Source organism: Ruegeria sp. HKCCA5426 (genome assembly GCF_013034585.1).
Lineage (GTDB): Bacteria > Pseudomonadota > Alphaproteobacteria > Rhodobacterales > Rhodobacteraceae > Ruegeria.
This window is the reverse complement of sequence record NZ_WQGH01000001.1, coordinates 26,068-50,954: the sequence shown is the minus strand read 5'-3', so window position 1 is coordinate 50,954 and position 24,887 is coordinate 26,068. Positions and strand designations below refer to the sequence as shown.

Below are 24,887 nucleotides of genomic sequence, written 5' to 3'. Positions count from 1 at the left end.
ACATGTTCCACAACGGGTTCGGTGCGTTCTTAAGCACGCAAGAAAGCCCAAAGCCCAACTTTGCGGCGATTGCTGTTTCCAAGCAAAAATCCGTGCTGCTTCAGACGCGCCCGAGTCCTTCTTTCACACAAAAATCAGAGGTTATTCAGCCTGCTCGCGCAGAGAAATCAGGATATCCACCAAGGCGTTAATTACTTCTGGGTCGTCCAGCGCCGGGTCAGGCATCGAGGTGTCCTGGGCCACAGATTGCGGATTGTCCAGAAATGCTACCAACTGCTCGCGCGTCCACTCTCCTCCGACCGACGAAAGCGACTGCGAATAGTCAAAATCTGTGAGACCCGCGATCTTTCTGCCGTAGACCTCGCCCAATGACGGGGCGCTTGCGCTAGGAAGTACGCCAAAACCGTGACATTCGGCGCAACCGTCCAATGCGGTTTCGACTGCGCCGGCGGTTCTGTTCGACAAACCAAGATCGCCAATTTTGGCAACAGCGAACTGGTAGCTTGGATCAAACTCTCCAACCGTCAGATGCAGCACCTTTTTCTGGTCGGTCCAAAGTGCGATCGTGTCTCCATGCTGATGGACATAGCGGATGCGAAAGCCAAGCGGAATGCGCTCGGCGAACAGGATGCCTTCGCCGTTCGTGCGAATGCGGAACAGGCTGTTTCCGGCCAAGGACCCCGCCAGCATGTCACCGTCCCACGCCGGATGGAAATCGTCCACTGGCGCTAATGAGCTTACGGCGACCGAGGGCAACCACGAATAGGCTGGAAGCTGGAATTCCGGGTGGCGTCCGTAATCAAGCGTATCCGGCAAAGGCAACTTATTGTACCGCGTACCCAGCGAAACCTGCGGCCACCCGTAATCTGACCCCTCACGAATAAGGTTCAACTCATCCCCTCCGCGACGGCCATGCTCGACCGTCCACAATCGGCCATCGGCATCAAACGCGATCCCCTGCATGTTCGAGTGACCCTGACTGAGAACGCGGTGCTCACCTGTTGCCGTATCGACGGCAAGTACCTTGCCGTACATCTGGTCAGGATCCTGCGACAGCGCCACCGGCGAATAGGTTCCGTCCATCGCATAGTCGCCAGCGGCCAGATACAATGTTCCATCATCGTCGACACGGAACCGACCGCCTGCCATATGGCCCTGAATCGCGCGCCCGTCCGGGTTGGGCGCAAGACAGGGATCCGTTGCGTATAGAATGGTCCAGTCATCCGAACTGATTGAAACCGCATCGGCAGAGGTGCCGTTCAGCGGAGCAGTGGACAAGGTCGTTCGATAGCAATTGTCGGCTTCTACCCACTCGGTGAATGAGACAATCAGCTTACCGTCGACGACGTCTACGTCGTTATAGCGAAAGTAAAAATGCGCAAAGTTGTAATCCGGGTTGGCCTCTTCGAAATCAAGCATGGTCTCCCACCCGTTGGGCGGCGGCGCAATATCAAGCGTCACGGCTTCGTCGCCGCTGACTTCGAAAAACCCGCCTTCATGGGTCATGACGATCAAGTCTTTTCCCAAACTGGTCAACGCACCACCGCTGCCCGCACGGTCCACGGGGACGTCCAGTTCTTTCATGTTGAGGGCGGTGAAAATGGTTTCGACTTGCGCAACACGATCCCCAGACCAGATCGGAGCGGAATGAGTTATCCCAACATGACTTGTGCGCAGTTGGTGGACTTCCCACATCATCAGGCCCAGCGAACCTGCCAACGTCACCGTGATAACGGGGCTACTCAACAGTCGTTTCACAATGCTCATTGCCTGACCTCAACCAAGTTTTTTTGTTATCCGCCATTACTGCGGGTGCTGCTCGGGCTCATAGAAACCGGAAACTTCAACAGTATCAACCCGGCTTGCCAATTCCCGCGAACGATTGCGGTCAATAGACTTCAACCACGCCCCAAATCGAACAAACTTCACGCGTTCCTCACGCGCCTGTTCAATGCAAGTGAACCGATTTGCGGGCAAAATGGCACAACACACCATCGGAGGACGCCATGTCGATCACCCGCCGCAGTTTCGTCGGAGCATTTGGGGCCGGGCTTGCCCTGCCCACAGCGTTGTGGTCACAATCCGATCCTGTTTTGCAGGCGGTGCGTTCCACCCTGTATGGCAGCAACTCCGAGTTTGCCGAAGGTATGTCTTATCTGGTCGCCCGTGGAAATCCGGATGTCGTCCCTGCCCTGCTGACCGCGATGCGGTACGGGCGGCAGCGAAGCAACGAGATCACCGGCGTGATGCGCGATCTTACGGGCGAGACTATCGGAACCGATTGGTTCGATTGGATGCTGTGGCAAGAGAACAACCCGCAACTGACCCCACATCCGTCGCTGATCCCATTCAAGCGCGAGGTGCTATTGGGAATCGATCCGAATTTCGACGATTTTCTGCGCCCTGAATACCTTCAGCCCGAGAAGATGAAAATCCGGCTGGAAGAGATCACTTGGGGTGGGGTTCACAAGGATGGTATCCCATCTCTGGATAATCCGACACTGGTGCCGGTGTCTCGGGCGGAATACCTGAAAGACAGCGATCTGGTTTTCGGGGTCTCGATCAACGGAGACACACGCGCCTATCCGTTACGGATTATGGGCTGGCACGAAATGTTCAATGAAGTCATCGGCGGCGTACCTGTCGCGCTGGCCTATTGTACGCTGTGTGGTTCTGGAATTCTATTTGATACGCAAGTGGCCGGGCGGAGCAAGCCTCTGGTCTTTGGCTCATCAGGTTTTCTATACCGCTCGAACAAGCTGATGTTCGACCGCGAGACACACTCGTTATGGAACCAGTACACCGGCAAACCGGTTGTTGGCCCCTTGGTCAGCAGCGGGATTGAACTGAAGCAGCGACCAGTTGTGATCACCACATGGCAAAGCTGGAAAACCTCGCACCCGGACACCAAGGTTCTGTCCCTCAAAACCGGGCACCGCAGAAACTATGGATCGGGCGTAGTCTATCGCGATTACTTCGCATCGCCCGAGTTGATGTTCCCGGCGCTGGTCGATCAATCCAGACATCAGCAGAAGGACTATGTGTTCGCCATTCGTCAATTTGGCGCGGCGCGGGCCTGGCCTTTGTACGCGTTCAGCAAGACCCGCGTGATCAATGACGCAATCGACAACAAGGCGCTGGTTTTGGTCGGAAACCCAGACAAGCGCGCGGTCCGGGCCTACGAGAGGAAGTCAAACCAATTCACGGCGTCTGACAGCGGTTTGGTTGATCAGGCGGGCCGGAAATGGACAATGACCGAAGAGGCCTTGATCGGGCCTGACGGCACCCGGTTGCCACGCGTCGCGGGACATATCTCGTACTGGTTTGCGTGGGACAACTATCTGGGGGACGCCGCGACTGTGTATCCCGGTTAAGAATGTTCCTCGGCCGCCGTCGCCGCCAAAGCCCGATTATAGGCTTTGAGCGCGTCAATGTGATACAGGGCACCAACAGGGTTTTCGCAGCCGTCCTCATCCACCACGACGACCGGAATGCACGGGATGTCCACCCGGTCGAAGTAAGGCATCGCGGCCTCTAACGTGGCGCTGGCCTGAACGCACAGGCCTTGTTCTATCAGCTCCTGTGCTTCGTCCTTGGTGATTGACCGTGGATCACCGATCGGGCGCATCACTGATCCGGCGCGGAGCATCGCCAACAGATAAGCCTGCGGGCCAGCGGCCAGGTGGACATCGCGGCGCTCAAGCTGTGTCAGGAAGAACGATCTGTCGACTAAGCGCGAGGCCAGCGCGGTCGACATGGACACCGAAACCATTACGGCCAGACCGATTTGCCAGTCTCCGGTCAGTTCAAAAACAATCATCGTGGTCGATATCGGCGCACCCAGCACCGCGGCGGCAACGGCCCCCATCCCCGCAAACGCATAGAGAGTATGCGTGCCAGATACATCCGGCAGTAGACCCGTCGCGACAAGGCCGAAGGCCAACCCGGTCAACGCGCCGATCATCAGCGAAGGCGAGAACACCCCGCCCCCCATCCGTCCGCCCATCGTAATGGCCAACGCAACGGTTTTGACCACGGCAAAGACAATAGCAGCGGAAAGCACCAAATCTCCGGTCAAGGCACGGACCGTGGTTTCGTATCCAACCCCGATGATGTGCGGGAACCAGATCGCCAGAAGCCCCAGCATCGCGCCCGACACGGCTGGCCGCAACCAACGCGGCAGGGACAATCGGGCCTGAATGTGGTTGCCGAAGTCCTCGGCGAAAAAGATTGATCGCATCAGCAGCAGGGAAACCAGCCCGCAGATCAGGCCAAGGATCAGAAATGCGGGTAACTCGACATAGAATTGCAGCGAGCCGGGCGTTTCCAGAACGAACTCGGTGACGTCGCCATATTCCAACCTGTTGATCACCGTGCCCGCGACCGACGCGATGACGATCGGCGCAAATGCATGCACCGCAAAATGCCGCAAGACGACCTCGAGCGCGAAAAGCGCACCCGCGATCGGAGAATTGAAGCTGGCCGATACTGCGGCCGCAACCGCACATCCCAACAGGTCGCGCCCGGTAATGCCGTCGGCGTTAATACGGTCGCTGACCCATGTCGAGATGACACCGGCCATGTGCACCACCGGACCTTCGCGGCCCGTCGATCCGCCCGTACTTAGTGTAATCAGGGACGCGAACAAGGACGCGATCCCGGCCTTGCGTTCAACCCGGCCATCCGTAAGCGCCGCACCCTCAATCACGTCGGCGACGGAACGAACGCGCCCGTCATCGGTGAATCTGTGCAGGATGATGCCAACAACCAGACCGCCAATGATGGGCGTGATCAGGATCACGAACCACGGCAGCTTTTCCGCATGGCTATGCAGCAGCAGGATGTCTTCGGTGTCATAGACATAGGCCTGAAGTGACCGGATTGCCTTGCGAAATCCCAGCGCCATGAAGCCAGCCGCGATCCCGATGGCCAAAGCAATGAACCAGAACTGAATTTGGCTGGGGCCCCGACGCCGCATCACCCGCCACGCATCCTTCATCGCGGCCAGAGCCTGATTGAGCTGGTTGCGCAAAACGGTACGGGTCGACTGAGTCATGTGCCCTCGGGGATCAATTCATATGCCTTACTAAGCCACGGTGGGCACATATAAAAGGCGGATCGCGCGGGTGTGAGCAGCTATGCGTCCAACAAGGCACGGGCGGCGGCGCGTGCTTCGTCAGTTATGGTATCGCCGGCAACCATTCGGGCGATTTCGTCCACCCTGTCAGGATCAGCCAGCGGGATCACCGTCGAAAGCGTCTGACCGTCCGTGACATGTTTCTGAACCCGCCAGTGATGCGCGGCTCGGGCGGCAACCTGCGGTGAATGCGTCACCACAAGAACCTGCCCGCCATGCGCCAAAGACGCCAGTCGACGGCCAACAGCATCTGCCGTGGCACCGCCCACACCCCGATCAATCTCATCAAAGATCATGGTGTGCGCACTGTCTTCCCCGGTCAGGCACACCTTGAGTGCCAGCAGAAATCGGCTGAGTTCCCCGCCGGACGCGATCTTGTTCAGCGGACCGGACGGGGCGCCCGGGTTGGTGGCAACCGTGAAGGCAACCACGTCAATACCTTCGGGGCCGGGGTCACCTGGGGTCACTTCGGTCCGAAACACCGCACGCTCCATTTTCAACGGTGCCAGTTCTGCCATTACGGCTGCGTCCAACTCGACGGCAGCCTTTTGCCGAGCGGCGCTCAGAGCCGAAGCAGCAGCGTCATAGCGCTCCTGCGCGGCCGCAACCGCAGCGCGCTGATCGGCCAGATCTGCATCCCCTGCTTCCAGCCGGTTCAAACGATCGCGCAAAGTCTCGGCAAAGCTACTCAGATCATCGGGGGCAACGTCGTGTTTTCGGGCCAGCGCGCGAATAGCAAAAAGACGCTCTTCGGTCAGCTCCAAGTCGGCCGGGTTGAACTCCAGCGCGTCAAGACAGGCACTGACACCGTCTTGTGCCTCACCCAGTTCGATCAAGGCACGGCCCAACGCGGCAATCGGTTCCTCCAACTGCCCACCAGCATTATCGGATACACCTTCCAGCCAACGCACGGCGTCAGACATCGCGCCCTCTGCGCCGTCGCCGCCCAGCAAATCAAAAGCGCGGGCAACGTCGTCACGGATGCGCTCGGCACCCTGCATCAATCGACGACGTGCATCCAGATCAGCATCTTCGCCCGGTTGCGGGTTCAACTGATCAAGTTCGGCTACCGAATGGCGCAGAAACTCTTCTTCGGCGCGCATCGCTGTCAAAGCAGCCTCGGTCTGGGCAAGAGCTTTGCGGGCGCGCGACACTTCAGACCACGCGGTGCGAACGTCGGCAAGCTGCTCACCAGCGCCCGAATAGCTGTCCAGCATGGCCCTGTGACCGCGCGGATTCAACAATCCGCGATCATCATGCTGACCATGCAGCTCCACCAGAGTCTCAGATAGCGACCGCAGCACCTCGCCCGAGCAGCGCCGGTCATTGACCCAGGCTGTCTTGCGCCCTTCGGCTGTGTTTACGCGGCGCAGGATCAATTCCTCTCCGGCTGGCAATCCGGCCTCCGCCAAGATTGCATGGGCCGGATGGTCCGGGGACAGTTCAAATTCGGCCACAACCTCGCCCTGAACAGCGCCCTGACGCACCAGTTCGGCCCGACCCCGCCACCCCAGAACGAAGCCGAGCGAATCCAGCAGGATTGACTTGCCTGCCCCTGTCTCGCCGGTCAACGCGTTCAAACCCGGTTGAAACGTCAGTTCCAACCGGTCGATGATCAGCATGTCGCGGATATCGAGGGCGCGCAGCATCGGGTCTTAGCGTCCCACGCCTTTGGTCATGGCGATTACAACCACTCACCCTTGATCGTCTGGCGATAGATCTGGCTGAGCCAATTATTTCCTCGGCTCTTCAGGTCCAGCCCACGCGAGGTCAACAGCTTGTAGCCCGCGTCGTACCACTCGGACGACTGATAGTTGTATCCCAAAATCGCACCGGCCGACTGCGCTTCGTCCACCAGACCCAGCGACAGATAGGCTTCGATCAAACGATACAGCGCCTCGGCGGTGTGCGACGTGGTCTGGAAATCCTCAACCACAACACGGAACCGGTTGATGGCTGCGGAATAATGATCTTGGCGCAAGTAATACCGGCCAATCTCCATTTCCTTTCCGGCCAGATGGTCAAAAGCCAGATCGAATTTCAACACCGCCGACGTTGCGTATTCACTGTCGGGGTAAACTTCGATGACCGTGCGCAAGGACTGAAGCGCCTGAAATGTCAGGCCCTGATCACGCCCGACCTCGTCAATCTGATCATAATAGCTCAGCGCAAGCAGGTACTGGGCATAGGCCGCATCTTCATCCGTGGGGTAAAAGTCGATATACCGCTGCGCCGCCGCCCGGCTTTCTTCATAGTTCTTGTCCGAATGGTATGAGAACGCCTGCATGATCAGCGCGCGTTTGGCCCAATCGGAATAAGGATACAGACGTTCAACTTCCGAGAAGTACCACGCCGCATCATCCGAACGATTCTGCGACAGCTCGTATTCGCCGCGCGTGAAAATCTGTTCCGGAGTGAACCCTTCCAGGTTCTGATCGCGGTCTGCGCCTTGTCTGCCGCAAGCCGTCAAAACTGCTGCCAGAAGAATCGCCGCTGCGAATCTGACTGCCGCTTTGGTGCCAACCATTCCGCCTATCCTTGTCGTCTTGATTATTGGGGCAAACCCCGGATTTGGCCTTGGTTTAGCACATATAATTGCGGGGCAAAACGCCTTAGTAAGCCCTCTGGCGCAATTGTCGACAGAGTTGATCCAATCAGGCGACTTCGGGGATTTCGTCCCACACAAGGCCTTGCCCCGGCAGACGCGCGGCCTGTTCGGGCGTGCAAAGGATCGGACGAACGGCCCCCGGCGTTTCAAACAGTTTGCGCAGCAAGGTGTTTGTCATCGCATGGCCCGACTTGTCGCCTGTGAAATGACCCAGGATCGGCCCTCCTGCCAAATAAAGGTCACCCAGAGCGTCCAGCATCTTGTGACGGACGGCTTCATCAGCGTGGCGAAGTCCGCCGGGGGTCAACACTTCGTCCCCCTGAACAACCACGGCGTTTTCCAATGTTCCGCCAAGCGCAAGACCGTTCTCGCGCATTTCTTCTACGTCTGTGCGGCGGCAGAACGTACGGCAATCGCTCAGCTCGCGCGCAAAGGATCCGTTACGCATATCCAAAGTCTTGGTCTGACTGCCAATCGCTGCGTCTTCGAAATCTATGTGGAAGTCGATGATCAGGCCATCGGCGGGCGCGATTGAGGCGCTTGCCCCTTCGCGGGTCGCTGTTACGGGCTTGAGCACTTCGTAGGCCAGAACCGGGCTCGCCTGCCGACGCACGCCTTTGGTCATGATGCCGCGCACGAAGTCGATCGACGATCCGTCCATGATCGGAACTTCGGGGCCGTCAATCTCGATCAGAGCGTTATGAACACCGCACCCGGCCAAAGCTGCCATGATATGTTCGATGGTCGACACCGACACACCCGCGTCGTTCACTAGACGGGTACATAGCGGAGTGCGTTCCACCACGTCGTAGATCGCCGGGATCAGCGCGTTGCCCAGTTCAATATCCGACCGCTTGAACCAGATGCCGTGACCGGCGGCCGCTGGCTTCAGGACCATCGTCGCTGGTTTGCCGCTGTGCAGCCCGACGCCTGTAAACGTGATCGGAGTTTTGAGCGTATGTTGCAAAGTGAACCTCGGTGAGTGGTGTCCGGCCCATCCCGGCCGTGTTGGACATTCAGTTAAGGAACACGGGCAAAAGGCTCAACTCACTCTTTGTAACTGAATGAAACATGTATGTAACAGATCGGCAAAAGACTGCTTATACCCACCTAAGGCACTGTATTTAAATTAAAAAGGGCCGCCAAGTGGCGACCCCTAAAACGTATATTGTTACCGCGATCAGTTCGCTTGACGCCGCAGAAATGCCGGAATTTCGATGCGATCCTGTTCGGGATCGGCCTCATCCTGTGCTGGTGCCGTAGCGTCAGATTGGCGCATAACCGGCTGTTGGCGCGGTGGTTGCGCCGGTGTATCGGCCGCGTGACCGGTCATCCGGTCGATCAAACGGTTGAAGCCAAACCGGGGACGATCAGCCTCAGTATGGGCCGTCGGCTGAGGTGCGGACTGCGGTGCCGTCGGGCGCGGCGCTGGGTGGCCACGCTCGGACGCCGGAACGTTCTGAACTGCGGCTTGCAGGCGCTGCAGGGCCTCGGGCGACGGGGTGCCCGCCGCTGGTTGAGGCTGAGGCGCGACATAGTTTTCCGGAGCAGGTTCAACCGGCTCGGGAGTCGGTTCGAACTCAGCGACCTGCGGCTGATAGGCCGGAGGGGGCAGGCCATCATCGTCTTGTTCAGCACGCGGCTGGTACTGTGGTTCCGCCGGTTCCTCGGTCGTTTCAAACAAAGACGGTTCGCGGTTCACTTCGGGCTGAGGCTCAGGGACGACCTCTTCCGCTGCGACGGGGGTCTCTTCTTGCAGCGGTTCTTCTGCCGAAACTGTGCGTGTCAGTGGGGCTGACATCGAACGACGAGCAACGGGGACGTCATCGTGCTTTTCACTGGCGTCAATACCGGTTGCGACAACCGAAACGCGCATGCCGCCTTCCATCGCGGTATCCAGGGTCGAACCAACGATGATGTTCGCCTCGGGGTCCACTTCCTCGCGGATGCGGTTGGCGGCTTCATCCAATTCGAACAGGGTCAGGTCGTGCGAACCGGTGATATTGATCAGCACGCCCTTGGCACCCTTGAGGCTGATTTCGTCCAGCAGCGGGTTGGCGATTGCTTTCTCGGCCGCCTGAACCGCGCGATCTTCGCCGGTCGCCTCGCCCGTACCCATCATCGCCTTGCCCATCTCGTCCATCACGGCGCGGACGTCGGCAAAGTCGAGGTTGATCAGACCCGGACGCACCATCAGGTCGGTCACGCCCTTCACGCCCTGATACAGAACGTCATCGGCCATCGAGAACGCCTCGGTAAACGTGGTCTTTTCATTGGCCAAACGGAACAGGTTCTGGTTCGGAATGATGATCAGCGTGTCAACGACCTTTTGCAGCGCCTCAACACCGTCTTCGGCCTGACGCATCCGCTTGGCCCCTTCGAACTGGAAGGGTTTGGTTACCACGCCAACAGTCAGAACGCCCAACTCACGCGCAGCCTGAGCGATGATCGGAGCAGCGCCTGTACCGGTTCCACCGCCCATGCCGGCGGTGATGAAACACATATGTGCGCCCGCCAGATGATCGACGATCTGTTCGATGCTTTCCTCTGCAGCCGCAGCCCCAACGGTAGGCCGCGCGCCAGCGCCCAGACCCTCGGTCACTTTGACGCCCAATTGCACCCGCGCCGAGGAATGGCTTTGCTGAAGTGCTTGTGCGTCGGTATTGGCGACCACGAAATCCACGCCATCCAACTGTTTTTCAATCATGTTATTGACAGCGTTACCGCCTGCGCCACCAACGCCAAATACAGTAATCCGAGGCTTCAGTTCGTCGTGCCCGGGCATCGAAAGATTCAATGTCATGCTCTGTCCGCCTGTTTATATGATCCGCCAAAGCGGTGTTTTTCTTACCTATCCTTCAACAATCCTACCGACCGAAACGCCAAAGGTCACGCCAAAAATCGCCAGAATCCACAAAATATGGAGGAAATAAGGCGGATCACCGCCGTATTTTGCATTGATTGCCAGATGTTGCGGATTGAACTCAAAGCACCACAAAAAATGCGACCGGCACACCGCAATTGACGGGCGCGTCACCTGAAAATCCATCATCTTCTGTGTGCGGAAAACTGCTCAGGTCCTGCCGCGGGGCCTCTGACGGGCCCTGTGGATATTTTGCGGGATTTCAACGGCGTCCGCAACACATTTCTTTAGCCAATTGGGGCACTTGGACAGTTCAGACCGTCTTCGGAAATATCACGAACTTCTTGGATTTCAGTATAGGCGAATGTGGCCAGACGAACCATCAGCCGATCCTCGTGCGCAAAGGGCCACCAGCAAACCGGAATGCCGTCGACATCATCGTCATAGAGAAAGCAGATCTGCCCGTCAGGAGTTGTAATCTGACCATAGACACAACCCCTGCCCTCCATTCGCCAAACCGAGAGAGTCGGGCTGAGGAATTCTTCGGTCCCCACCAGATCGCCGCTCGGGTAGTCGTGGAACTTGACGGTTTTGCCCTCGACCGCGCTTAGAAACGCCTCAGGCGTGATGCGAGTCTGGGCCGATGGGGTAGTGGGAATCGCAGCGACAAGCGCCGCGATCAGGACCTTACCAATTGTCACGGAACCAGCGCACTGCGCGCTTGAAAGGGCGCGCCGCATAGGTATCGACCGGGATTTCAAAGTCCCACCATTCATCCTGCGGATGCGCCGCGAACAGGCTAAGGCCCACCGCCGACGAAAATCCCGGCCCGGTTGCCGATTGCGGCAACCCATGAACGCGAAGGGGGCGCCCCAAGCGGACGCGCTGACCCAGAATACGGGTCGCAAGCCCATCCAGGCCCATGATCTGGCTACCACCGCCCGTTAGCACAATCTGCTGACTGGGCATGTGTTCGAACCCCGCAGCATCCAGACGAATGCGGACCTCTTCCAGGATCTCTTCCACACGAGGACGCATGATCCCGATCAATTCGGCCCGGCTTACGGTCCGGCGATCGTGCTCCCAGTCGCCGGTATCGCCACCGATGTCGATCAGGTCACGATCATCTGCGCCTGTCGCATGAACCCCCCCATTGAATGTTTTGATACGTTCAGCCACATGCGCGGGAACACCCAGCCCCATCGAGATATCCGAGGTCACGTGATCACCGCCCATACGCACGCAATCGGCGTAGATCATGTGTTTCTTCATGAAGATCGACACGCTGGTCGTGCCACCGCCCATGTCAATACAGGCCGCGCCCAGTTCCTGCTCGTCCTCGACCAAGGCCGAAACACCCGACACATAGGCCGAGTTCGCGATCCCGGCGAGCTCTAGATCACAACGCTTGATACAGCGCACGATGTTCTGGATTGCAACGGCGTCAACGGTGAGCATGTGCATGTCAACGGCCAGCGATTGCCCCATCTGACCGCGTGGGTCGATCAGGCCAGAGCGGTTGTCCAAAGCAAAGTTCACCGGCTGCGCATGCAGCACTTCGCGCCCCGTACCGTAATCGGGAACGTCGCAGGCATTCAGAACGCGACCAACCTCGGCCTCAGTCACGACCTGCCCTTCCAGATCAACCTGAGCGTCCAAACCGTAAGATCGGGGATTGGCCCCCGAAAAACATGCGATCACGTGATCCACGCGGATATCGGCCATCTTCTGCGCTGTTTGCAGCGCCGTCCGAATGGCGCGCTCAGTTTCCTGCATGGCCGTGACTTCGCCAAACTGCACGCCACGAGACCGGGTCGTTGCAGCACCAATCACGCGAAAGCCGGACTGACCGGCGAGCGATCCGATCCCGCTGTCTTCGTTCAGGCGACCGGCGCCGTCAAACCGAAGCACAAGGCAGGCAATCTTTGAGCTGCCGACATCCAGAATGGCAACCACACCGCGCTGCATTGCCTGTCTGCGCATTTGCCGCATGGCCCGTTGAGACTGATAAAGGTCGGTCATCATAATCGTTACTGCCCGCTACTTACATCTACTTTTGTATTCCACCAGTCTTCGCTGGCAGCTTTGGTCATTCGGATGGTTGGTCGCTGACCCAGGCGCATGTCGACCACGGCCACGTCGCGTTCCAGCAGATCCTGAACTTCGTTTACGGCCAGCACGCGCTCCAACGCCCGGACGGGGCGTTCTGTCGGCAGCATGATGCGCTGACCCCGATCCAGCACCAGATCCCAGCGGCGTTCGCCTATACGCACAAGCCCGCGCACCCGGTTGCCAAGGCTGCGCGCAGTCGCCAACAGTTCCAACGCTTGCGGCACATGGGCATCGGCACCCTTGCCCGCGATCAAAGGCAGGCCGGAATGGTCCTTGCGCGAGACAATTCGCTCGACATGCGCGCCGGTGTCATCCAGCAGCTCGATACCGCCCCGCGTACGCCAGACGACAACAGGCTGGCGCTCGACAACATCCACCTGAAGGATTCCACCCGGACGAACGCGCACGGTCGCCGATTTGACAGGGTCCAGCCCCGTGATCGTATCGCGGATCTGATCGGCATCCAGATCCCAAGAACTGATCGGGAAATCCAACGGCACCACTGCACGGATATCATCCGCCAGACCGGGGCCTGCCCCGTCGATCGCCATCAGGTTGACCATGAATTCGGGGCGTTGCTGGATAGAAGTCTTGATATCGTTGGCATAAGCCACCAATGCGTCGCGCCGCTCTGCCGCGCTGAAATAGAGGCCAACAGCCGCGCAGATCGCAAAAATCGGCAACCCAACCTTCAGGCCACGCCGCACACCCGGTGTCAGCATCCAGCGCTGTATCCGGTAGCTGAGGCGTGACGGCGCGGGGTCAAAGCGACGGGACTTGCGGCCAAACAGCTTTGCGCCTTGCAAACGCAGTTTCGGCTCAACATCGTGATGTTCGCCCGACGCGAAATCCGCATCCGGCCCCGACAACGGTTTTGACCGGAGTATGACAGGTGCGCGAGTGGCTCTTAACGGTCGCATGAGGCATCCTCCACCATCCAAGCGCAAAGCTGTCCGAACATCATACCGCAATGTTCTGCCTGCTCGGGCACCAAAGATGTTGGCGTCATGCCCGGTTGCGTGTTGGTCTCGAGCAGGAACAACCCATCCGCGCCCATGCTGTCATCCCAGCGATAGTCGGTACGGCTTACGCCCCGGCAACCCAAAGCATTGTGGGCCTTAATTGCGTATTCCATGCAAAGTTGGAAAATGTTTTGCGGAATATCAGCAGGCAGTACGTGCCACGAACCGCCCGGCTTATACTTGGCGTCATAGTCGTACCAGCCGCCATCCGTCATGATTTCGGTCACTGTAAGGGCGCGATCCCCCACCACCGTCACCGTCAATTCACGCCCGGCCACGTATTTCTCGACCATGACATGTTCGGGCATATCATCCGACAGTTTCGGCGGTCCGTTGGACCCTTCGTGAACGATGTAGATCCCTACGCTGGACCCTTCGTTATTGGGCTTGGCCACGTAGGGCGGCTCCATCACGTGAACTTCGACAACCTCGACCTTGGGCACGATCACGCTGGGTACGATAGGCAGACCCTCGGTCTGGTAAATTTCCTTGCTGCGCTGTTTGTCCATCGCCAAAGCCGAGGCCAGCACGCCGGAATGCGTATAGGGTATCCGCATCCATTCCAGCAGTCCCTGCACGCAGCCATCCTCACCCCAGCGGCCATGCAGGGCGTTGAAAACAACATCTGGCTTGATGTCCAAAAGGCGCGCGTAAAGGTCGGGACCCGCGTCCAGCTCGACCACTTCAAAGCCTTCTCCCCTGAGGGCGGCTGCGCATTCGCGCCCGCTGCTGAGTGACACCTCGCGTTCTGCCGAGGGGCCGCCCATCAATACCGCCACTTTGGGGTGTGTCCTGCTCGACTTACCCACTTAGCGCCTCAATGTCCCCGGACCTTATCTGGTGGTCCGTATACGTTTATACCCTTGATCCGTCGCCTGAATTTGCCTGTTTTGGTCTGACGGTTGGGGTCTTAATCTGTCTGCGGATCACCGACCCGCATGATTTCCCACTCTAGCGTGATGCCGCTTGTTTCGTAAACCTTTTTTCGCACCTCTTCACCCAGACCTTCAAGGTCGGCGGCGGTTGCGGTGCCAGTATTGATCATGAAATTCGAATGCTTGGGACTCATCTGCGCGCCGCCTCTGGCCGCGCCGCGCATTCCCGCATCGTCAATCACCTTCCACGCCTTCAGATCATGCACATCATCGGCTTGGCCGGTCGAGGAATACCCCGCCGGATTGCGAAAAGTGGACCCCGCGCTGCGGTCTTTGGTGGGCTGGGTTTCGTCGCGTTTCTTAAGTTGCGCGGTCATGCGATCATGCAAGACCTGCGGATCAGCGGAAGGCCCCTCAAACGTCGCCGAGATCAGCACCGCACCTTCGGGCAGGTCCGACTGGCGATAGCTAAAGTTCAGCTCGTCAGGGGTCAGGTCCACAACGTCGCCCTGACGGGTCACGATAGTCGCATTGCGCAGGACATCCGCCGTGTAGCTGCCATAACACCCCGCGTTCATCCGCACAGCACCACCGATAGACCCGGGAATGGTGCGCAGGAACGTTAGATCAACCCCCGCATCCGCCGCTTTGCGCGCAACATGCGCATCCAGCGCAGCAGCCCCTGCCGTTACTCGGTTGCCTTCGACGCCAATGCCATTGAAGCCCCGCCCCAAACGGATCACAACCGCCCTCAGCCCCCCGTCGCGCACAATGAGGTTAGAGCCGACACCCATCGGAAAAACCGCCATGTCTCCGGGAAGCCGCCGCAGGAAATCCCGCAGGTCCTCCAAATCGGCTGGTTGGAACAGATAGTCCGCCGGCCCGCCGACGCGCAGCCATGTCAGATCATTCAAAGGTCGGTTTTCAGAGAGTTTGCCGCGTGGCGTGGGAAGAGCTGTCATGCCTGCTAATTCGCGGATTTGAACCTGCAACGCAAGCTGTATTGGTCAGAGCGTCGCGCCAAGTACTTTGCGCACCCACCGCCCCAGATAGATCACCGGCCAGCGCAACACGGACATTCCCGCCGCCAGAACGACCAAGCCAATCCAGGGACCATTTTGCAAAGTCACATAGCCAAGGATCGGAATGCCAACAGCAATCAGAACATAAGCCCTGGTCCAGTGGTTGTCTTTGCTTGGGATCATCGCCAGCACATTCGCAGCGATCCCCCACATGAAAGCAAGAGCAAGAGACAAGTTCACTCTTCTACCTCCTGCCCTGTCCAACGGTGCCAGTAATGACGGATGGGATTGCGGAACATTGACGCAAAGGCAGCAAATGCCAGCACTGAAAAGAACCAGCCGAAATCATGGCCTAACCAGACGATCAGTGCAGGTGCCGCCACGAACAGAACAACGCCGGGTGGAAATTGCAGACGCATCGGCAGCATGGCCACGACGGTCGAGGCCACCACCCACAATCCTGCAAATACCACTGAATAAACCATTCGCCCCTCCAAGGACGCTTTCTGGCGAGTCCGACCACGCTCTTTAAGGTTGCGCGTCGGCAGAGTCCATTACCTTATCCAGCCTGCTTGCGCAGCAACCGTTCCGGCAAACCATTGGCCCATGCGCTGATCGTACCGGCCCCCAGACAGACGACCATGTCGCCCGGACGGGCCTGTTCGCGGACCAGCCGTTCCAGATCGTTTTCATCCAGCAGCGCGCGGGCATGGCGGTGGCCGTGGCGGATCAGGCCCTGCACCAAATCATCGCGGGATGCCCCCTCGATCGGATCTTCTCCGGCGGCAAAGATTTCGGCAATGGCGACCACGTCGGCGTCATTGAAACAGGTGCAGAAATCATCAAACAGGTTTGACAGGCGTGAATACCGATGCGGTTGATGCACTGCGATTACGCGGCCTTCGGAAGCCTGACGTGCAGCTTTTAGTACGGCGGCGATTTCAACCGGGTGGTGGCCGTAATCGTCGATAATGGTGACACCGTCGACTTCCCCCACCTTGGTGAAACGGCGATTGACGCCGCCGAAATTGGCCAAAGCCTCGCGGATTTCCGCGGTTTTCATACCCAGATGGCGGGCAACGGCCACGGCGGACAGAGCGTTCGAGACATTGTGGTCGCCCGGCATCGGCAGCGTGCAGCCTTCGATCACCGTGTCTTCATATTGCAGATGAACATCAAAATGCGCGACGCCGCCCTTATAGGTCAGGTTCACCGCCCGCACATCGGCCTGCGCGTTAAACCCATAAGTGCGCACGCGGCGGTCGGTGATACGACCCACCAGCGTCTGCACCTCGGCATGATCCGTGCAACAGACCGCCAGCCCATAGAAAGGCAGGTTCGAGACGAACTCATAGAACCCATCGCGAAGTTTATCGAAATCGCCCCAATGCTCCATATGTTCGGGGTCGATATTGGTGACGATGGCAATGGTCGCGGGCAGACGGTTGAACGAGCCATCCGATTCGTCGGCTTCGACCACCATCCATTCGCCCTGCCCCATCCGCGCGTTGCTGCCATAGGCGTGAATGATGCCGCCATTGATCACGGTGGGGTCGAAATCTCCGGCGACCATGAGTTCAGCCATCATGGTGGTGGTGGTTGTTTTGCCATGGGTTCCGGCGATGGCAATGTTGGACTTCAGGCGCATCAGCTCCGCCAGCATGTCGGCACGGCGCACCACCGGCAGGCCCTGCGCACGGGCACCGTCCAATTCGGGATTCCCCGCCTTGATCGCAGTAGACACCACCACAACGGCCGCATTTTCAAGGTTTTCGGCGCGCTGGCCCACGAAAATCTCGGCCCCCAAACCGGCCAGACGGTCAGTGATCTTGGACGCTTTCAGGTCCGAGCCCTGCACACGGTAGCCCAGGTTCAGCAGAACCTCGGCAATCCCCGACATCCCAATCCCGCCGATCCCGACAAAGTGGATCGATCCTACGTCTTGCGGCAGTTTAGTTGCTGGATTCATGTGGTCTCCTTCTGCGCCAACTGTTCGACGAGGTGCACCAGACGCTCGGTCGCATCGGGCGCGCCGGTCGAGAGGGCGGCGTGGGCCATCTTTTGCGCGGCTTCGGGGTTTGTCAGAACTGCGGTGATTTGCTCGCTCAACGCAGCAACGTCAAGCAGGTTTTCTGGGATCATGATCGCGCCACCGGCCTGCACCAACCCGCGAGCATTGGCGGTTTGGTGATCTCCGGCAGCAGCGGCAAAAGGGATCAGGATCGAAGGCCGCCCGATTACCGAGATATCGGCAACGCTGGAGGCACCCGAGCGGCTTATGACAAGTTGCGCATCGGACATGCGTCGCGGGACGTCATCGAAGAATGGCAAGACTTCGGCGCGAATTCCGTTATCGGCATAAAACGCGGCGACACGTTCGCCATCCTCATCCCGCGCCTGATGCGCCACGCGGATATGGGCCCGCAGGGCTTCGGGCAATGCCGCGATCGCACCGGGCACAACGTCGCTGAGAATACGTGCCCCCTGCGAGCCGCCCATAACAAGCACAGACATCGGGTAGTCGCCGGGGGGGATGTACCCCGACGCTGCACGCTCTAACACGGCGGCGCGGACCGGGTTGCCGGTGTGGACCCCCTTCGCGCCGTCTGGCAGGTCCGTGGGCCACACACCGCAAGCCACCTGCGCCACGCGCTTGGCAAACAACTGGTTCACGCGGCCCAGCACACCGTTCTGTTCGTGGATCATGCGCGGGATTTTCAGCAACGTTGCCGCCCCCAACGCAGGGATTGAGGGGTATCCACCAAAGCCGACAACCACGTCAGGTCGGTCGCGCATCATCTGCATTGCCATGCTGGTCACGCCGCCCGCGATCTTTGGGCCCACCATCGCTTTGGCGGCCAAACCGCCCCGCGCGAAAGTGGCGGAACTGGCCTCGACAATCTCGGTCGAATGAGGAAAGCCACCGGTATAACGCGCACCGCGCGCATCAGTTGACAAACGGACGCGCCAGCCTTTGTGCAGCATTGCCTCGGCCAGCGCCTGTGCCGGGAACATGTGACCCCCGGTGCCGCCCGCCGCAATCAGAAGATAAGGTGCTGTCATCAACCTCGTCCGCGCAGTATGTCGCCCAGTTCGCCCTGTGGCCGGGTGCGGGTAAAGGCCAGCAACATGCCAACCGCAATTCCACCCGCAATCAGCGAGGAACCACCATAGCTGACGAACGGCAATGTCATGCCCTTGGCGGGCAGCAGACGCACGGCCACCCCCATGTTGATCATCGCCTGAACGCCGAACATGCAGGCCAGACCTGTCCCTGCCAGACGGATGAACATGTCGCGCTCGCGCATCAGCCGCAGCAACGAGCGCACGACGATCAGCGCATAAAGCGCGATGATGATCAGGACCAGAACCAAGCCATATTCCTCGGCTGCGACGGCGATGATGAAATCCGTATGCGCATCGGGCAGCGACCATTTCACCTGCCCCTCGCCCACGCCAACGCCGAACAGCCCGCCCTCGCGGATGGCATTGGTGGCATAGCCCAGCTGAGTGGTCGGATCGACCTCTTGGTTCAGGAACCCGTCAATGCGGCGGGCAAAATGTTCGGAATTCGAATAGGCCAGCATCCCGCCCAGCACCACGGCCCCCGCCATGCCCACCAGCAGCAGCATCGGCGCACCGGCCACGAAATACATCACGCCCCAGCCAAACAGGATCAGGCACGCCTGCCCGAAATCCGGTTGCAACACCAGCATCGCCACAATCGCCATGCACAGCGCAAAAGACCACAACCGCCCCGGAGGGCCGTTGATCTCTTGCGACGCGGCCAGCAACCATGCGGCGACGACGATGAAACCGGGTTTCAAAAACTCGGATGGTTGCAGCGAGGCAAAGCCCAGCGAATACCAGCGCACCGCGCCCTTGCCGAAATCGGTGCCGAAAACCGGCAGAAAGGCCAGCGCGACAAACGCGCCCAGAAAGCCCAGCACTGCCAAGCGGCGCACCAGCGTCGGCGACATCATCGAGGTCAGCAGCATCGCAATCAGCGCCAGCCCGCCAAACAGCGCCTGCCGTTCGACATAATGAAACGGATCGAATCCGTTGCGCCCTGCCAGCGGCGGCGACGAGGCCAGCCCCAGCAACAAGCCGATGACAAACAGGATCAGAACGCAGGACATGGTCCAGCGATCAATCGTGCGCCACCACTTTGGAAGAATCGGTTCCCCGCGCGTGTCCCGGACCGCGCCATACACCATCTCAGTCATGAGATACCGCCACTCTCTGCCTCGTTCACGTCCCGTTTTCGGGATCTGATTGAGAGTCTATCCCGGTTTTTGCCTTTGGGCCAGTAAAATGAGGGGTTTGAGCAAAAACAAACCGCCGTCAGCAAAGTCCCACCGGGACGGGGGTTTGCGGAATGATGTTCGCCTAAATCTGACTACTCAACTTCTTCAACCGGTGCACCGGACTTGGCCCAAGCGGTAAACCCACCTTCGATATGAACAACCGGCTTTAGCCCCATCTCCATCGCGATTTTGACACTAAGCGCCGACCGCCACGCGCTGGCGCAATAGAACACGTAGGTCTTGTCCTGATCAAAGACGTCCTTGTGATATGGGCTTTCGGGGTCGATCCAAAACTCGAGCATCCCTCTGGGGCATGAGAATGCTCCGGGGATCTTGCCAGACCGTTTTAATTCGCGAAAGTCGCGCAAGTCGATCAGAACGTGGTCGTCACTGTCTAGCATGGCTTGGGCCTGCTCAACCGAAACCGACGAAACAACGGCATTCGCTTCGGCCAGCAGTGCCTTGATTCCCTTTGTTATTGTCTGGGGCATATTGGACCTTTCCTGAATACGTCACGCATCGGTGCAGAGAATACCCGACAGCTCATAGCATCAAAGAAAGGGCCGCGACAAACATGGCATGCACCAAGTCCCCCTTGCCATCCCAGGTAATCCGCGCCATGCGCAACACATGGACTTTGACACGATCATCCTTGGTGCCGGGGCAGCCGGTATGATGTGCGCCGCCCATTGCGGTGGGCGCGTATTAGCGATCGACCATGCGAAGGCCGCGGGTGAGAAAATCCGTATCTCGGGCGGCGGGCGCTGCAACTTTACGAACATGTACGCAGGTCCTGGCAACTTCCTGTCGCAGAACCCGCATTTTTGCAAATCCGCATTGGCCCGGTACACCCAGTGGGATTTCATCGATCTGGTCGGGCGGCACATGATTTCGTGGCACGAGAAAACGCTAGGGCAGTTGTTCTGCGACGGTTCCTCAAAACAGATCATTCAGATGCTGATGGATGAGATGGCGAATGCAGGGGCCGAATTGTGGGTCCGGGCCGAGTTGAGGGACCTTCGCAAGACGGAAAGCGGGTTCGCCCTTGACGTCGATCGCGAAGGACAGCGCGTTTCCCTGACCTGCGCCAATCTGGTGCTGGCCACGGGCGGCAAGTCGATCCCCAAAATGGGTGCGACCGGGCTGGCCTATGACATCGCGCGACAATTCGGGTTGGGCATTACTGATACAAGGGCGGCGCTGGTGCCATTCACGTTTTCGGACGCAAAATTCAAAGAGCTTTCAGGCGTTTCCCTGCCTGCCCGACTGTCGAACACGCGCACCAGCTTTGACGAAGCGCTGCTGTTCACCCATCGCGGCCTCAGCGGACCGTCTGTCCTGCAACTGTCCTCTTACTGGCGCGAGGGCGAAGACATCAGCGTCAATCTGATCCCTGATCTCGCTCTGTTTGACGTGCTGCGCGATCAGCGGCAGGCCGGAGGGCGCAAAGCTCTGACCACCGAACTGGCCCGACACCTGCCCAGTCGTCTGGTGGAATTCCTCAGCCGCATCATCCCCATGCAAGGCAATCTGGCCGACCAATCCGATGCCGCTCTGATTGAACTGGTCAAAGCCCTATCAAACTGGCAACTGACCCCATCTGGCACCGAGGGCTACCGCACCGCCGAGGTCACGTTGGGTGGGATCGACACCGACGACCTTTCGTCCAGAACGATGGAGGCCAGGGATGTCCCCGGCCTCTATGCGATTGGCGAAGCAGTGGATGTCACAGGCTGGCTGGGCGGATACAACTTCCAGTGGGCGTGGTCATCGGGCCACGCCGCCGGAACTGCGATCGCGGACCGTTAACCTACGACGTTATACCCACGTCCGCGCATACAGTTGCGCACGATCACTTCCTGATTTTGAGTATTATTAATCGCGCTCGCACCCGCACCTACCAGCGCACCCGCTACGGCGGCACGTCCTAGATCGCTGGCGCTGTCGTCAATGATCGCCTTGGTGCCGGCAGCACCCGCCGCGCCGATGGCAGCAGCGCCAGCCGTCCGGCTATCCACTGTCGGCTGAGACCGTGCAAGCGCCTGACACTGGGCCAGATCCGCGTTGTAGTTTGGCCCAACCGGTCCATCGACGACCGGCTGGTAATTGGCACCGACATTGGAGCAGGCTCCAACCACCAAAATAGCGGGCAGGATCAAAGAGAATTTACGGTATGGCATAATCATAACCTCACGTTGAATTTGAAGGCAGGCAAAACCAATAATCTTGGCGCGTCAAGCTGATAGCAACTCAGCTTCGCTCAACCGGCGATCAATTGCAAACCTCTATTCTGACAGCCTCTGCCGAACCTGCGCCTCAAAGTCTTCTCCGCGTCGCTCGAAACTGTCGTATTGGTCGAAACTAGCCGCCGCTGGGGCCAATAGCACAGTTTCACCCGGCTGGGCGTCCGACATGGCCTGCGCTACGGCCTCGGCCATCGTCGTGCAAACCAGCGTTTCCGCGTCAAGCTGCATGGCAAACCCGGCCGCCTCGCGCCCGATCACATAGGCTTTGATGACTCTGTCCGATGCTGCGTTCAATGCCGACAATCCGCCCTCTTTCTCTAGCCCACCGCAAATCCAGCGGATTTTTCCAAATGCGTTCAGCGCCTTCAGAGCACTGTCCACGTTGGTGGCCTTGGAGTCGTTCACAAAAGTAACGCCATCTGCTTCGGCGATGATCTGGCTGCGGTGCGGCAGGCCGGGATAGCTGTGCAGTGCGTCCTCGATCACGCGGGGGGCTAAGCCCAACGCACGACAGGCTGCGTATGCCGCACATGCGTTCTGGTGGTTATGGGAACCGGGCAGTCCCTTGATCCCACGCATGTCAATCGACCCGGCCTGCCGACCTTTGCGATATTCCGACAAAAACCCCTTGCGCGCGAAGACCTGCCATCCGGGGCCCGTCAATTTGCGTGCGACCGATACGCGGATCACCCGGTCGTCAGAGGGCCCCTCGGCAAGCTGACCGGCCAAAAACGCTCCTTCTTTTTCGTCGATGCCGATCACAGCGCGGTCTGGTCCGCCTTCGGCAAACAACCGGCGCTTGGCCGCAAAATACCCGCCCATCCCGCCGTGGCGATCTAGATGATCCGGTGAAAGATTGGTGAACACCGCTACATCCGGCGTCAAAGCGCGGGCAAGTTCTGTCTGATAGCTGCTCAGTTCCAGCACCACGACAGAGCCATCCCCGCCCGGCTCAATATCCAGAACACCCCGCCCGATGTTCCCCGCCAACTGAGCCTCTCGCCCCGCTTCGGTAAGGATATGATGGATCAAAGCGGCCGTGGTCGATTTACCGTTCGACCCCGTAACCGCAATCACGCGCGGAGGCATATCGTAGTTGTTCCATTCCGCACCCGCGAAAGAGCGGAAGAACAGCCCGATGTCGTTGTCTACCGGCACGCCCGCATCCAATGCAGCGGCCACCACAGGGTTCGGGTCAGGATAAAGATGCGGAATACCCGGCGAGACGATCAGCGTGGCGATGTCGTCAAACGCGCCATGGCGCAAAAGGTCGGCGCAGGCAAAACCTTCGCCTTCCACCGTCTCGCGGGCCGCTGGGTTGTCATCCCAACAGACCGGCTCTGCGCCGCCAGCCCTTAATGCGCGTGCGGCGGCCAGCCCTGACCGACCAAGTCCCAGAACCGCAACTTTATGTCCTGAAAACCCTTTGACCGGGATCATGCTGCCCACCCTTTTTTGACTTTGGCTTGGGCGCCACCCTGCGCAGAAGACCCCCTCATTGGCAAGGGGATAGACAGGCTCGCGCGCCAGCGCGAGCCGGGCCCAACAGGTGGCAGGTGGACCGAAGGTCCGCCGAACCTGGCGGGAGGGCTACCGGACCTTCAGCGTCGCTAGACCAATCATCGCCAGGATCAGGGAAATGATCCAGAACCGGATCACGATCGTCGGTTCCGCCCACCCCTTTTTCTCATAGTGATGGTGGATCGGCGCCATCAGGAATACGCGGCGACCGGTGCGTTTGAAGTACAGGACCTGAATGATCACGCTCAGTGCCTCGACGACGAACAGACCGCCGACAACGGCCAGTACCAATTCGTGCTTGGTGGCAACTGCGATTGCACCCAGCGCGCCCCCTAAGGCCAGTGACCCGGTATCACCCATGAACACGGCGGCAGGCGGCGCATTATACCAAAGAAACCCAAGCCCTGCGCCGAAAAGCGCCGAGGTAAAGATAAAGATTTCACCCGTTCCCGGCACATAGTGCACGTCCAGATATTCGGTAAAGTCGACCCGGCCTACCGCATACGCGATGATCCCCAGCGTCGATGCCGCGATCATTGCAGGCATGATCGCAAGCCCGTCCAACCCGTCGGTCAGGTTCACGGCATTCGCCGCACCCACAATCACGATAATCGAGAACGGAATGTAGAATATCCCCAGATTGACCAGCGTGTCCTTGAAAACCGGCACGGCAAGCTGGTTCTGCAAAGCCTCGGGATGGTGCAAAGTCGCCCATAGCGAAGCCAGAACCGCAATAATGATCCCCAGAGCAAGCCTCATTTTACCCGAAACGCCCTTAGTGTTCTGCTTGGACACCTTGGCGTAATCGTCGGCAAAACCAATGGCTGCGTAAGCCAAAGTTACGAACAGCACCATCCAGACATAGGGGTTGTCCCACCGCGCCCAGACCAGAGTAGACGTCACAAGCGCCCCGACTATCAGCAGGCCGCCCATGGTTGGCGTTCCGGCCTTTGAGAAATGCCCCTCGGGACCGTCATCCCGGATCGGCTGACCCTTGCCCTGCTTGCGGCGCAACACATTGATCAGCGGTTTTCCAAACAGGAACCCAAAGATCAACGCAGTCATAAAGGCCCCACCTGCACGGAACGTGATGTACCGAAAGAGGTTAAAGAAATCCCCCCCGTCCGACAGGCCGGTCAACCAATAAAGCATCTTAAAACCTTTCTCGTGCGGC

At 59.0% G+C, this 24,887-nt stretch carries 23 protein-coding genes; 2 read left to right on the top strand and 21 right to left on the bottom strand.

All coding sequences use genetic code 11. The annotated features are described in order from the left end of the window. Positions 1 to 141: 141 nt before the first annotated feature. Positions 142 to 1,767 carry a PQQ-dependent sugar dehydrogenase gene (locus tag GOV87_RS00260; protein ID WP_171210431.1) on the bottom strand — a complete coding sequence of 542 codons (1,626 nt, stop codon included), beginning with the start codon at positions 1,765 to 1,767 and terminating at the stop codon, positions 142 to 144. Positions 1,768 to 2,006: 239 nt separating this feature from the next. Between GOV87_RS00260 and GOV87_RS00255 the strand changes: the two genes are divergently transcribed. Beyond that, on the top strand, positions 2,007 to 3,374 hold the full coding sequence (locus tag GOV87_RS00255; protein ID WP_171210430.1) for a DUF3179 domain-containing protein: 1,368 nt from the start codon (positions 2,007 to 2,009) through the stop codon (positions 3,372 to 3,374). Here GOV87_RS00255 and GOV87_RS00250 read toward each other — a convergent pair. The 17 genes from GOV87_RS00250 to GOV87_RS00170 form a co-directional block, all read right to left on the bottom strand. Next, entirely contained in the window at positions 3,371 to 5,056 is a 1,686-nt protein-coding gene (locus GOV87_RS00250) for a chloride channel protein (protein ID WP_171210429.1), read from the bottom strand. The genes GOV87_RS00255 and GOV87_RS00250 overlap by 4 nt on opposite strands. Before the next feature lie 80 nt (positions 5,057 to 5,136). Next, positions 5,137 to 6,786, bottom strand: a complete 1,650-nt coding sequence (gene recN / locus GOV87_RS00245; RefSeq protein WP_171210428.1) for a DNA repair protein RecN — start codon at positions 6,784 to 6,786, stop codon at positions 5,137 to 5,139. 35 nt (positions 6,787 to 6,821) lie between these two features. Further along, the gene (locus GOV87_RS00240; protein ID WP_171210427.1) at positions 6,822 to 7,664 is read right to left on the bottom strand and encodes an outer membrane protein assembly factor BamD; all 843 of its coding nucleotides are present in this window, start codon (positions 7,662 to 7,664) and stop codon (positions 6,822 to 6,824) included. A gap of 127 nt (positions 7,665 to 7,791) precedes the next feature. Beyond that, a complete protein-coding gene (gene lpxC / locus GOV87_RS00235; protein ID WP_171210426.1) occupies positions 7,792 to 8,712 on the bottom strand; it encodes a UDP-3-O-acyl-N-acetylglucosamine deacetylase in 921 nt (306 codons plus the stop codon). 213 nt (positions 8,713 to 8,925) lie between these two features. After that, complete coding sequence (gene ftsZ, locus GOV87_RS00230) at positions 8,926 to 10,548, bottom strand: cell division protein FtsZ (protein WP_171210425.1); 1,623 nt, start codon at positions 10,546 to 10,548, stop codon at positions 8,926 to 8,928. A 48-nt stretch (positions 10,549 to 10,596) separates the two neighbouring features. Continuing rightward, entirely contained in the window at positions 10,597 to 10,794 is a 198-nt protein-coding gene (locus tag GOV87_RS00225; protein WP_171210424.1) for a hypothetical protein, read from the bottom strand. A 101-nt stretch (positions 10,795 to 10,895) separates the two neighbouring features. Continuing rightward, positions 10,896 to 11,309, bottom strand: coding sequence for a hypothetical protein (locus GOV87_RS00220; RefSeq protein WP_171210423.1), 414 nt, complete (start codon positions 11,307 to 11,309; stop codon positions 10,896 to 10,898). After that, entirely contained in the window at positions 11,296 to 12,630 is a 1,335-nt protein-coding gene (ftsA, locus tag GOV87_RS00215) for a cell division protein FtsA (protein WP_171210715.1), read from the bottom strand. Before ftsA ends, GOV87_RS00220 begins: the two co-directional genes overlap by 14 nt. An 8-nt stretch (positions 12,631 to 12,638) precedes the next feature. Then, entirely contained in the window at positions 12,639 to 13,640 is a 1,002-nt protein-coding gene (locus GOV87_RS00210) for a cell division protein FtsQ/DivIB (RefSeq protein WP_171210422.1), read from the bottom strand. Then, on the bottom strand, positions 13,628 to 14,551 hold the full coding sequence (locus GOV87_RS00205; protein ID WP_171210421.1) for a D-alanine--D-alanine ligase: 924 nt from the start codon (positions 14,549 to 14,551) through the stop codon (positions 13,628 to 13,630). Before GOV87_RS00205 ends, GOV87_RS00210 begins: the two co-directional genes overlap by 13 nt. Before the next feature lie 101 nt (positions 14,552 to 14,652). Further along, on the bottom strand, positions 14,653 to 15,579 hold the full coding sequence (murB, locus tag GOV87_RS00200; protein WP_171122509.1) for a UDP-N-acetylmuramate dehydrogenase: 927 nt from the start codon (positions 15,577 to 15,579) through the stop codon (positions 14,653 to 14,655). A gap of 45 nt (positions 15,580 to 15,624) precedes the next feature. Next, the gene (locus tag GOV87_RS00195; RefSeq protein ID WP_171120664.1) at positions 15,625 to 15,879 is read right to left on the bottom strand and encodes a DUF2484 family protein; all 255 of its coding nucleotides are present in this window, start codon (positions 15,877 to 15,879) and stop codon (positions 15,625 to 15,627) included. Beyond that, positions 15,876 to 16,124, bottom strand: coding sequence for a DUF2484 family protein (locus GOV87_RS00190; RefSeq protein WP_171210420.1), 249 nt, complete (start codon positions 16,122 to 16,124; stop codon positions 15,876 to 15,878). The genes GOV87_RS00195 and GOV87_RS00190 overlap by 4 nt, the downstream gene beginning before the upstream one ends. Before the next feature lie 74 nt (positions 16,125 to 16,198). Then, positions 16,199 to 17,608, bottom strand: coding sequence for a UDP-N-acetylmuramate--L-alanine ligase (gene murC / locus GOV87_RS00185; protein WP_171122504.1), 1,410 nt, complete (start codon positions 17,606 to 17,608; stop codon positions 16,199 to 16,201). Then, complete coding sequence (locus tag GOV87_RS00180; protein ID WP_171210419.1) at positions 17,605 to 18,702, bottom strand: UDP-N-acetylglucosamine--N-acetylmuramyl-(pentapeptide) pyrophosphoryl-undecaprenol N-acetylglucosamine transferase; 1,098 nt, start codon at positions 18,700 to 18,702, stop codon at positions 17,605 to 17,607. Before GOV87_RS00180 ends, murC begins: the two co-directional genes overlap by 4 nt. Further along, positions 18,702 to 19,865 carry a putative lipid II flippase FtsW gene (ftsW, locus tag GOV87_RS00175; RefSeq protein WP_171210418.1) on the bottom strand — a complete coding sequence of 388 codons (1,164 nt, stop codon included), beginning with the start codon at positions 19,863 to 19,865 and terminating at the stop codon, positions 18,702 to 18,704. Before ftsW ends, GOV87_RS00180 begins: the two co-directional genes overlap by 1 nt. 173 nt (positions 19,866 to 20,038) lie before the next feature. Continuing rightward, positions 20,039 to 20,437, bottom strand: coding sequence for a rhodanese-like domain-containing protein (locus GOV87_RS00170; RefSeq protein ID WP_171210417.1), 399 nt, complete (start codon positions 20,435 to 20,437; stop codon positions 20,039 to 20,041). A gap of 139 nt (positions 20,438 to 20,576) precedes the next feature. Between GOV87_RS00170 and GOV87_RS00165 the strand changes: the two genes are divergently transcribed. Then, on the top strand, positions 20,577 to 21,755 hold the full coding sequence (locus tag GOV87_RS00165; protein ID WP_171210416.1) for an NAD(P)/FAD-dependent oxidoreductase: 1,179 nt from the start codon (positions 20,577 to 20,579) through the stop codon (positions 21,753 to 21,755). On the opposite strand, the gene GOV87_RS00160 is transcribed toward GOV87_RS00165, so the two are convergent. From GOV87_RS00160 to mraY, 3 genes are all read right to left on the bottom strand, one after another. After that, entirely contained in the window at positions 21,752 to 22,126 is a 375-nt protein-coding gene (locus tag GOV87_RS00160) for a glycine zipper family protein (protein WP_254428667.1), read from the bottom strand. The genes GOV87_RS00165 and GOV87_RS00160 overlap by 4 nt on opposite strands. Before the next feature lie 105 nt (positions 22,127 to 22,231). Continuing rightward, positions 22,232 to 23,632: a UDP-N-acetylmuramoyl-L-alanine--D-glutamate ligase gene (gene murD, locus GOV87_RS00155; protein WP_171210415.1), complete on the bottom strand. Its 1,401-nt coding sequence runs from the start codon at positions 23,630 to 23,632 to the stop codon at positions 22,232 to 22,234. 150 nt (positions 23,633 to 23,782) lie between these two features. Next, positions 23,783 to 24,865, bottom strand: a complete 1,083-nt coding sequence (gene mraY, locus GOV87_RS00150; protein WP_171120644.1) for a phospho-N-acetylmuramoyl-pentapeptide-transferase — start codon at positions 24,863 to 24,865, stop codon at positions 23,783 to 23,785. Positions 24,866 to 24,887 lie beyond the last annotated feature (22 nt).

Excerpts from the sequence above, each read along its gene's own strand:
- GOV87_RS00210 (WP_171210422.1), bottom strand. The coding sequence starts at position 13,640 with ATGCGACCGTTAAGAGCCACTCGCGCACCTGTCATACTCCGGTCAAAA.
- GOV87_RS00170 (WP_171210417.1), bottom strand. The coding sequence starts at position 20,437 with ATGCCCCAGACAATAACAAAGGGAATCAAGGCACTGCTGGCCGAAGCG.
- mraY (WP_171120644.1), bottom strand. The coding sequence starts at position 24,865 with ATGCTTTATTGGTTGACCGGCCTGTCGGACGGGGGGGATTTCTTTAAC.
- GOV87_RS00240 (WP_171210427.1), bottom strand. The coding sequence starts at position 7,664 with ATGGTTGGCACCAAAGCGGCAGTCAGATTCGCAGCGGCGATTCTTCTG.
- GOV87_RS00250 (WP_171210429.1), bottom strand. The coding sequence starts at position 5,056 with ATGACTCAGTCGACCCGTACCGTTTTGCGCAACCAGCTCAATCAGGCT.
- GOV87_RS00260 (WP_171210431.1), bottom strand. The coding sequence starts at position 1,767 with ATGAGCATTGTGAAACGACTGTTGAGTAGCCCCGTTATCACGGTGACG.
- ftsA (WP_171210715.1), bottom strand. The coding sequence starts at position 12,630 with ATGACCGACCTTTATCAGTCTCAACGGGCCATGCGGCAAATGCGCAGA.
- GOV87_RS00255 (WP_171210430.1), top strand. The coding sequence starts at position 2,007 with ATGTCGATCACCCGCCGCAGTTTCGTCGGAGCATTTGGGGCCGGGCTT.
- GOV87_RS00180 (WP_171210419.1), bottom strand. The coding sequence starts at position 18,702 with ATGACAGCACCTTATCTTCTGATTGCGGCGGGCGGCACCGGGGGTCAC.
- GOV87_RS00225 (WP_171210424.1), bottom strand. The coding sequence starts at position 10,794 with ATGGATTTTCAGGTGACGCGCCCGTCAATTGCGGTGTGCCGGTCGCAT.
- GOV87_RS00190 (WP_171210420.1), bottom strand. The coding sequence starts at position 16,124 with ATGGTTTATTCAGTGGTATTTGCAGGATTGTGGGTGGTGGCCTCGACC.
- GOV87_RS00165 (WP_171210416.1), top strand. The coding sequence starts at position 20,577 with ATGGACTTTGACACGATCATCCTTGGTGCCGGGGCAGCCGGTATGATG.
- recN (WP_171210428.1), bottom strand. The coding sequence starts at position 6,786 with ATGCTGCGCGCCCTCGATATCCGCGACATGCTGATCATCGACCGGTTG.
- murB (WP_171122509.1), bottom strand. The coding sequence starts at position 15,579 with ATGACAGCTCTTCCCACGCCACGCGGCAAACTCTCTGAAAACCGACCT.
- ftsW (WP_171210418.1), bottom strand. The coding sequence starts at position 19,865 with ATGACTGAGATGGTGTATGGCGCGGTCCGGGACACGCGCGGGGAACCG.
- ftsZ (WP_171210425.1), bottom strand. The coding sequence starts at position 10,548 with ATGACATTGAATCTTTCGATGCCCGGGCACGACGAACTGAAGCCTCGG.
- GOV87_RS00160 (WP_254428667.1), bottom strand. The coding sequence starts at position 22,126 with ATGCCATACCGTAAATTCTCTTTGATCCTGCCCGCTATTTTGGTGGTT.
- murD (WP_171210415.1), bottom strand. The coding sequence starts at position 23,632 with ATGATCCCGGTCAAAGGGTTTTCAGGACATAAAGTTGCGGTTCTGGGA.
- murC (WP_171122504.1), bottom strand. The coding sequence starts at position 17,608 with ATGAATCCAGCAACTAAACTGCCGCAAGACGTAGGATCGATCCACTTT.